General features: G+C 62.8%; 5 protein-coding genes. All 5 read right to left on the bottom strand.

Going from position 1 to position 6,220, the window contains the following annotated elements:
* Positions 1 to 112: 112 nt before the first annotated feature.
* On the bottom strand, positions 113 to 2,149 hold the full coding sequence (locus Q7O19_RS12725; protein WP_303810873.1) for a M13 family metallopeptidase: 2,037 nt from the start codon (positions 2,147 to 2,149) through the stop codon (positions 113 to 115).
* Positions 2,150 to 2,315: 166 nt separating this feature from the next.
* Positions 2,316 to 3,479: a site-specific DNA-methyltransferase gene (locus Q7O19_RS12720; RefSeq protein WP_303810872.1), complete on the bottom strand. Its 1,164-nt coding sequence runs from the start codon at positions 3,477 to 3,479 to the stop codon at positions 2,316 to 2,318.
* 179 nt (positions 3,480 to 3,658) lie between these two features.
* Entirely contained in the window at positions 3,659 to 4,240 is a 582-nt protein-coding gene (locus Q7O19_RS12715) for a ribonuclease HII (RefSeq protein WP_303810871.1), read from the bottom strand.
* The gene (thiD, locus tag Q7O19_RS12710; RefSeq protein ID WP_303810870.1) at positions 4,240 to 5,022 is read right to left on the bottom strand and encodes a bifunctional hydroxymethylpyrimidine kinase/phosphomethylpyrimidine kinase; all 783 of its coding nucleotides are present in this window, start codon (positions 5,020 to 5,022) and stop codon (positions 4,240 to 4,242) included. The genes Q7O19_RS12715 and thiD overlap by 1 nt, the downstream gene beginning before the upstream one ends.
* A partial coding sequence (gene glmM / locus Q7O19_RS12705; protein ID WP_303810869.1) for a phosphoglucosamine mutase occupies positions 5,019 to 6,220 on the bottom strand: 1,202 nt, incomplete at its 5' end. The genes glmM and thiD, both read right to left, overlap by 4 nt.

Raw genomic sequence — 6,220 nt, 5'->3', positions numbered from 1 at the left:
ACAAAGCCCTCGCTCCCCGACCGTGTCAGCTCTTCGGCGCGGGCAAAAGAAAAGGGGCCGCCGGCAAGCGGCAGCCCCTCCCCTTCACTCAGTATCGGGCGATAATAACGCCTCACCACAGCTTGATGCGCTCTTCCGGCGACAGGTGCATCTTCTCGCCCTGCTTCACGTTGAACGCCTTGTACCAGGCATCAATGTTCCGCACCACGTATGGGCGGAAATGGCCCGGCGTGTGCGGATCGCTCACCAGCTGCTGCTGCAGCGCCGGCTCGCGATATTTCTGGCGCCACACCTGGCTGAAGCCGAGGAAGAAGCGCTGATCACCAGTGAAACCATCGATAGCCTTCGGCTTCTTGCCGCCCAGCGACCGCTTCCAGCCATCATAGGCGATGGTGATGCCGGCCAGATCGGCGATATTTTCGCCCAGAGTCAGCTCACCGTTGACCTTCTTGCCGGCGACCGGCTCGTACGCGCCATATTGGGCTACGACCTTGTCGGTGCCCTCCTTGAAGCGCTTAACGTCTTCAGCCGTCCACCAATCGGCGAGCCGCCCGGTCTTGTCATACTTGCGGCCCTGATCGTCGAAATGGTGGGTAATTTCGTGGCCGATCAGGGCGCCGATGCCGCCATAGTTCACAGCATCATCGGCATTGGGATCAAAGAACGGCGCCTGCAGAATTGCGGCCGGGAACACGATTTCGTTCCAGGTCGGGTTGGCATAGGCGTTCACCGTCATCGGCGTCATGAACCACTCGCTGCGGTCCACCGGCTTGTTCAGCTTGGCCACGGATTCGTTGAACTCGAATTCGGTCGCACGCTTGGCATTGCCCATGGCATCGCCGCGAAAAATGATGAGCGCCGAATAATCCTGCCACTTTTCCGGATAACCGATCTTCGGCGTGAACGCGGCGAGCTTCTCGCGCGCAGCCACCCGCGTCTTGGGGTCCATCCACGCCAGATTGGCCAGGCGGGCATCCATGGCAGCGATGATGTTCTTCACCAGCGCATCGGCCTTGGCCTTGGCTTCCGGCGGGAAATATTCCGCCACATACAGCTTGCCCAGCGCCTCGCCGAGCACGCCCGAGGTGATGTCCACGCCCCGCTTCCAGCGCGGCGCCTGTTCCGGCTGGCCGCCCAGCGTCTTCGAATACATGTCAAAATTGGCATCGACAAACGCCTTGGGCAGGAAGGCCGCGGCATCGCGGATGGTGTGGAAGGCCATGTAGTCCTTTAACACTGCCAGATCGGCAGCGGCGATCACCTTTGCGGTGCCTTCAACGGCACTGGGGTTGGCGATAATCACGTCACCCTGAACCGGGATGCTGCTTCCGGCGATCATGCGGCTCCAATCAAGCCCGGCAAAGCGGGTCGGCAGCTCAGCGACGGGCAACGGATTATAGGTCTTTTCGGCCTGACGGCGCTCCACGCGGGTCCAGTGGGTCTTGGCGATGGCGGTTTCCAGCGCGAAGATGCCTTCGGCACGGGCCGCGGCATTGTCGTAACCGGCCAGGCCCAGCATGGCGGCGATATACGCCTTGTACTTGGTGCGAGCGGCCACGAACGATGCGTTCTTGTCGTCCAGATAATAGTCACGATCCGGCAGTCCCAGGCCCGATTGGCCGGCCTGCACGACGAAACGATCCGGGTTCTTGCGATCGGGGCCCACGCCCATGAAGATCGGGCCGGGCACGCCGAGCTTGAAATTGCGGCCCACCAATTCGGCATAATCGGCCTTGCTTGCGATGGCGGCGATGGCATCAAGTTGCGGCTTCAGCGGCGTTAGACCCAAGGCCTCGATCGCGGCTTCATCCATGAAGCTGGCAAAGAAGTCGCCGACCTTCTGGGCTTCGCTGCCCGGCGCGCCACCGCTGGCGGCGGCCTTTTCGATGATGGCGCGGGTGCGTTCCTGGGACAGGTCACGCAGCTTGGTGAACATGCCGAAATTGGTCTTGTCGGCCGGAATTTCCAGCGCGGCCATATATTTGCCGGCGGTGTGACCAACGAAATCGTCGCCAGCCTTCACGTTGGTATCCATGCCGGCAACATCGAAACCAAACGTGCCGATCTGTGGCTTGGTATCGGCGGCCAGAACCGGAACCGCAAACATGGTCAGGCCGGTGGCCAGCGCCAATATGGTCTTGAACGTCACGCGTCATTCTCTCCAACAGGTCGGTTGCCGCGCGGCTTAGCCACAGCGGCAGGCATACGCAACGGGCTGCGGCAGTTGATGCCACAGTCCGTCAGGCTGCACGTGTGTTAGGGGAACGATACGCCGGTGGCAATTGCCAACCGGAACAGGAAATGGATGCCAGGCGTCAACCGTCCACAGCAGTGGCGTGACGGAACGCCTGCCGCCTGGCATCCAACGGAACCAGCCGGCCATCGTCGTCCTCGAAGTGCCAGAAGGTCCAACCATTGCAGCTTGGCAGGCCTTGCGCGGCCGCACCCATCTTGTGGATAGATCCGGTCGTGCCGGCCATGTCCAGGCTGCCATCAGCTCGTACGCTGGCGCCCACACGCCGCCCCGGACCCCACAGGCGTGTGCCAGGGCGGACGTAGCCGCTCTCGACGAGACTGCCAAACGGGATGCGGGCGAGGCTGCGATTGCCTTCGCTGATCTTGATGTCGCCGCCCTCAAGCGGCAGCAGATTGTTGATACGCTCACTCGCCACTCGCACATATTTCGGCTCGCGTTCGATGCCGATCCAGCGACGGCCGAGCAACTTGGCGACAGCGCCGGTGGTGCCGGTGCCGAAGAAGGGATCGAGCACCACGTCACCCGGCTGGGTGCAGGCGACAAGAATGCGATAAAGCAGGGCTTCGGGCTTCTGTGTCGGGTGGGCCTTGGACGCGCCGTCCTTCAGCCGCTCGCCGCCGGTGCAAATCGGGATCGTCCAATCCGACCGCATCTGCAGATCATCGTTCATCGCCTTCATGGCGTGATAGTTGAAGCAATAGCGGCTGTTTTCGCCCTTGGCGGCCCAGATCATGGTTTCATGGGCGTTGGTGAAACGCGTGCCCTTGAAATTGGGCATCGGGTTGGCCTTGCGCCAGATGATATCGTTGAGGATCCAGAAACCCTCGTCCTGCAGCGCGGCGCCAACACGGAAGATGTTGTGGTAGCTACCGATGGTCCAGATCGCCCCATTGGGCTTCAGCAGGCGATGCGCCGCCTTCAGCCAAGCGCGGGTGAAACGATCATAGGTTTCAAAGCTGGAAAACTTGTCCCAATCATCGGTAACGGCATCGACATGGCTGCCATCCGGGCGGGCCAGATCGCCACCCAGCTGCAGATTGTAGGGCGGATCGGCAAAGATCAGGTCGACACTGCCGGCGGGCAGGCTGTTCATCATTTCGATGCAGTCACCCACCAGGATGCGATCGGTCTCCAGCTTGGGCGCGCGAGCCTTGCCGGCCAGGCCGGTATCCACCAGCAGCCGTTCGGCATCACGATGATCAGATGACCGGAATGATTTCATCACACGCGCTCCAAGACAGAGTGCGGTGATGATTCAGATGGGATTCGCGGTCAAGAATCATTTGGAATCAATGAGATTCCCCGATTCGTCATATTCCGGAATCAAAAGGGGAACAAACCCACATCTTGAGCCCGGGCGGGACACACGGGCTCAACCCCTAGTGGTGTGACTCAAAAGACTCACCTGGAAGTTTCTTCGCGCAGTCGCTGCAGAACGGCGCGCACGGGCGCAAAGCTGGCGCGGTGATGGGGCGTTGCACCCAATCTGTTCAGTGCATCGGCATGCGCCGCGACACCATAACCCTGGTTGGTCGCCCAGCCATAGCCAGGGTACGCGGCATCCAGTTCCGCCATGATCCGGTCGCGCGTTACCTTGGCGATAATGGACGCGGCCGAGATCGCGGGCTCGCAGCCGTCGCCGCCCACGATGGCCGTGGCCGGCCAGCGCCATTTGGGCAGGCGGTTGCCATCGACCAGCACATGGGCGGGCGCTTCCCCCAGCGCGTCAACCGCGCGCGTCATCGCCAGATAGGTCGCCTGCAAGATGTTGATCGCGTCGATCTCCACCACACTGGCCTGGCCGACACCGATCAGGCAGTCGCTGTCGTGCAACGCATGGAACAACGCCTCACGCCGCTTCGCGCTTAGTTTCTTGCTGTCATCAAGGCCCGTCGGCACCCGCCCGCGCAGGATTACGGCCGCAGCCACCACTGGCCCCGCCCACGGCCCGCGCCCGGCCTCATCAACCCCGGCGATCAGCATCAGGGCAACGGATAAAAGCCCAACGGCCCGTGTCCCTGGCCGAACCCCGGCGCCCGTTCCAGCCCCTGCCGCACAAACGCCCGTGCGAGTTTCACCGCTTCGGGCAAGGCCAGCCCCTGCCCCAGACTGCACGCCAGCGCGGCAGACAAGGTGCACCCGGTGCCGTGGCTGTGCCGGGTTTCGATCTTCGTATCAGTGAACGCCAAATGCCCCTGCCGCGTCACAAGCCAATCAGTCAGCTGGTCACCCTCCAGATGCCCGCCCTTGGCCAGCACCGCGCGCGGGCCCGCGTTCAGCAATTCCTGCGCCGCCAGCAGCATGTCGGCCGCATCCTCCACCTCGGTCTCGGTCAGCGCGACAAGTTCGGGCACGTTGGGCGTGATCACGCTGGCCATCGGCAGCAGGCGCTGCATCATCGCCCATACAGCATCCTCCTCGATCAGCATCGCGCCGCCCTTGGCGATCATGACGGGATCAAGCACGATGGGCACACGGCAACCCTCAAGCGCATCGGCGACCGCGTTGATGGTGGCTTCATTGCCCAGCATGCCGATCTTGATGGCATCCACACCGATATCATCGATGCAGGCGCGGATCTGGCCGGCCACGATCTCCGGCGGCACCGTGTGCACCGCGCTCACACCCAGCGTGTTCTGCACGGTGATCGCCGTCACCGCTGTCATGGCGTAACCGCCCAGTGCAGTGATCGTCTTGATATCCGCCTGAATGCCAGCGCCGCCGCCGCTGTCAGACCCGGCGATGGCCAAGATGCGCGCGGTCATGCGGCCGCCGCAGTAACGGCCGCACAGATATCATCGACCACGCGGCCGACCAGCGCCTTGTCCTCGCCTTCGGCCATCACGCGGATCAATGGCTCGGTGCCGCTCTTGCGAATGAGCAGACGCCCCTGCCCGGCCAGCTTGGCCTCCCCCGCAGCAATTGCGTCCTTCACACTTTCGGCCTCCAACGGCGCGCCGCCCTTGAAGCGCACGTTCTTCAGCAGCTGCGGCAGCGGATCGAACAGGTGGAGCAACTCGCTTGCCGGCTTGCCCGAACCCACCAGCGCGGCCAGCACCTGCAGCGCCGCCACCAGCCCATCGCCGGTGGTCGCATGATCGGCCAGGATAATGTGCCCCGATTGCTCGCCACCCACGTTGCAACCGGCTGTACGCATCAGTTCCAGCACGTGCCGATCGCCCACATTGGCGCGGTGCAACGCGATGCCCTTGGTGGCCAGAAACCGCTCCAGCCCCAGATTGCTCATCACGGTCGCCACCAGCGCCCCGCCCTTCAGCGTACCGGCTTCCGCTGCACGTGACGCGATCAGCGCCATCAGCTGATCACCATCCACCACCTGGCCGCGTTCATCGACCACGATCAACCGATCTGCATCGCCATCAAGCGCGATGCCGATATCGGCGCCCGATTCCAGCACCTTCAACTGCAGCGCCTTGGGATGGGTCGATCCCACCTTGTCGTTCACGTTGAACCCGTCCGGCGCCACGCCAATGGCGATCACTTCGGCACCCAATTCCCACAGCGCCGCCGGCGCCACCTTGTAGGCCGCACCATGGGCGCAATCGATGACGATCTTCTGCCCATCCAGGCGCAGATGTTCCGGGAAGGTCGCCTTGGCAAAGTGGATATAGCGCCCCTGCGCGTCATCAATGCGCCGCGCCCGGCCAATGGCGCGCGGTTCGGCGAGCGGAATCTCTTCCTCCAGTAGCGCCTCGATCGCCATCTCGTCGTCATCCGACAATTTGTAACCATCGGGCCCAAACAACTTGATGCCATTATCGTGAAATGGGTTGTGGCTGGCCGAAATCATCACGCCGATATCGGCCCGCATCGACCGAGTCAGCATCGCCACCGCCGGCGTCGGCATCGGGCCGAGCAAGGTCACATCCATGCCCACGCTGGTAAAGCCGGCAACCAGAGCCGATTCCATCATATAGCCTGAAAGCCGCGTGTCCTTGCCGA

The sequence above is a fragment of the Sandarakinorhabdus limnophila DSM 17366 genome, assembly GCF_945882885.1.
GTDB lineage: Bacteria > Pseudomonadota > Alphaproteobacteria > Sphingomonadales > Sphingomonadaceae > Sandarakinorhabdus > Sandarakinorhabdus limnophila_A.
Note: the sequence above shows the minus strand (reverse complement) of the source record. Positions and strands in the feature narration are given on the sequence as shown.

What these genes read in the sequence shown, in the direction of transcription:
- thiD (WP_303810870.1), bottom strand. Translation starts at nt 5,022, where the DNA reads ATGACCGCGCGCATCTTGGCCATCGCCGGGTCTGACAGCGGCGGCGGC.
- Q7O19_RS12715 (WP_303810871.1), bottom strand. Translation starts at nt 4,240, where the DNA reads ATGCTGATCGCCGGGGTTGATGAGGCCGGGCGCGGGCCGTGGGCGGGG.
- Q7O19_RS12720 (WP_303810872.1), bottom strand. Translation starts at nt 3,479, where the DNA reads ATGAAATCATTCCGGTCATCTGATCATCGTGATGCCGAACGGCTGCTG.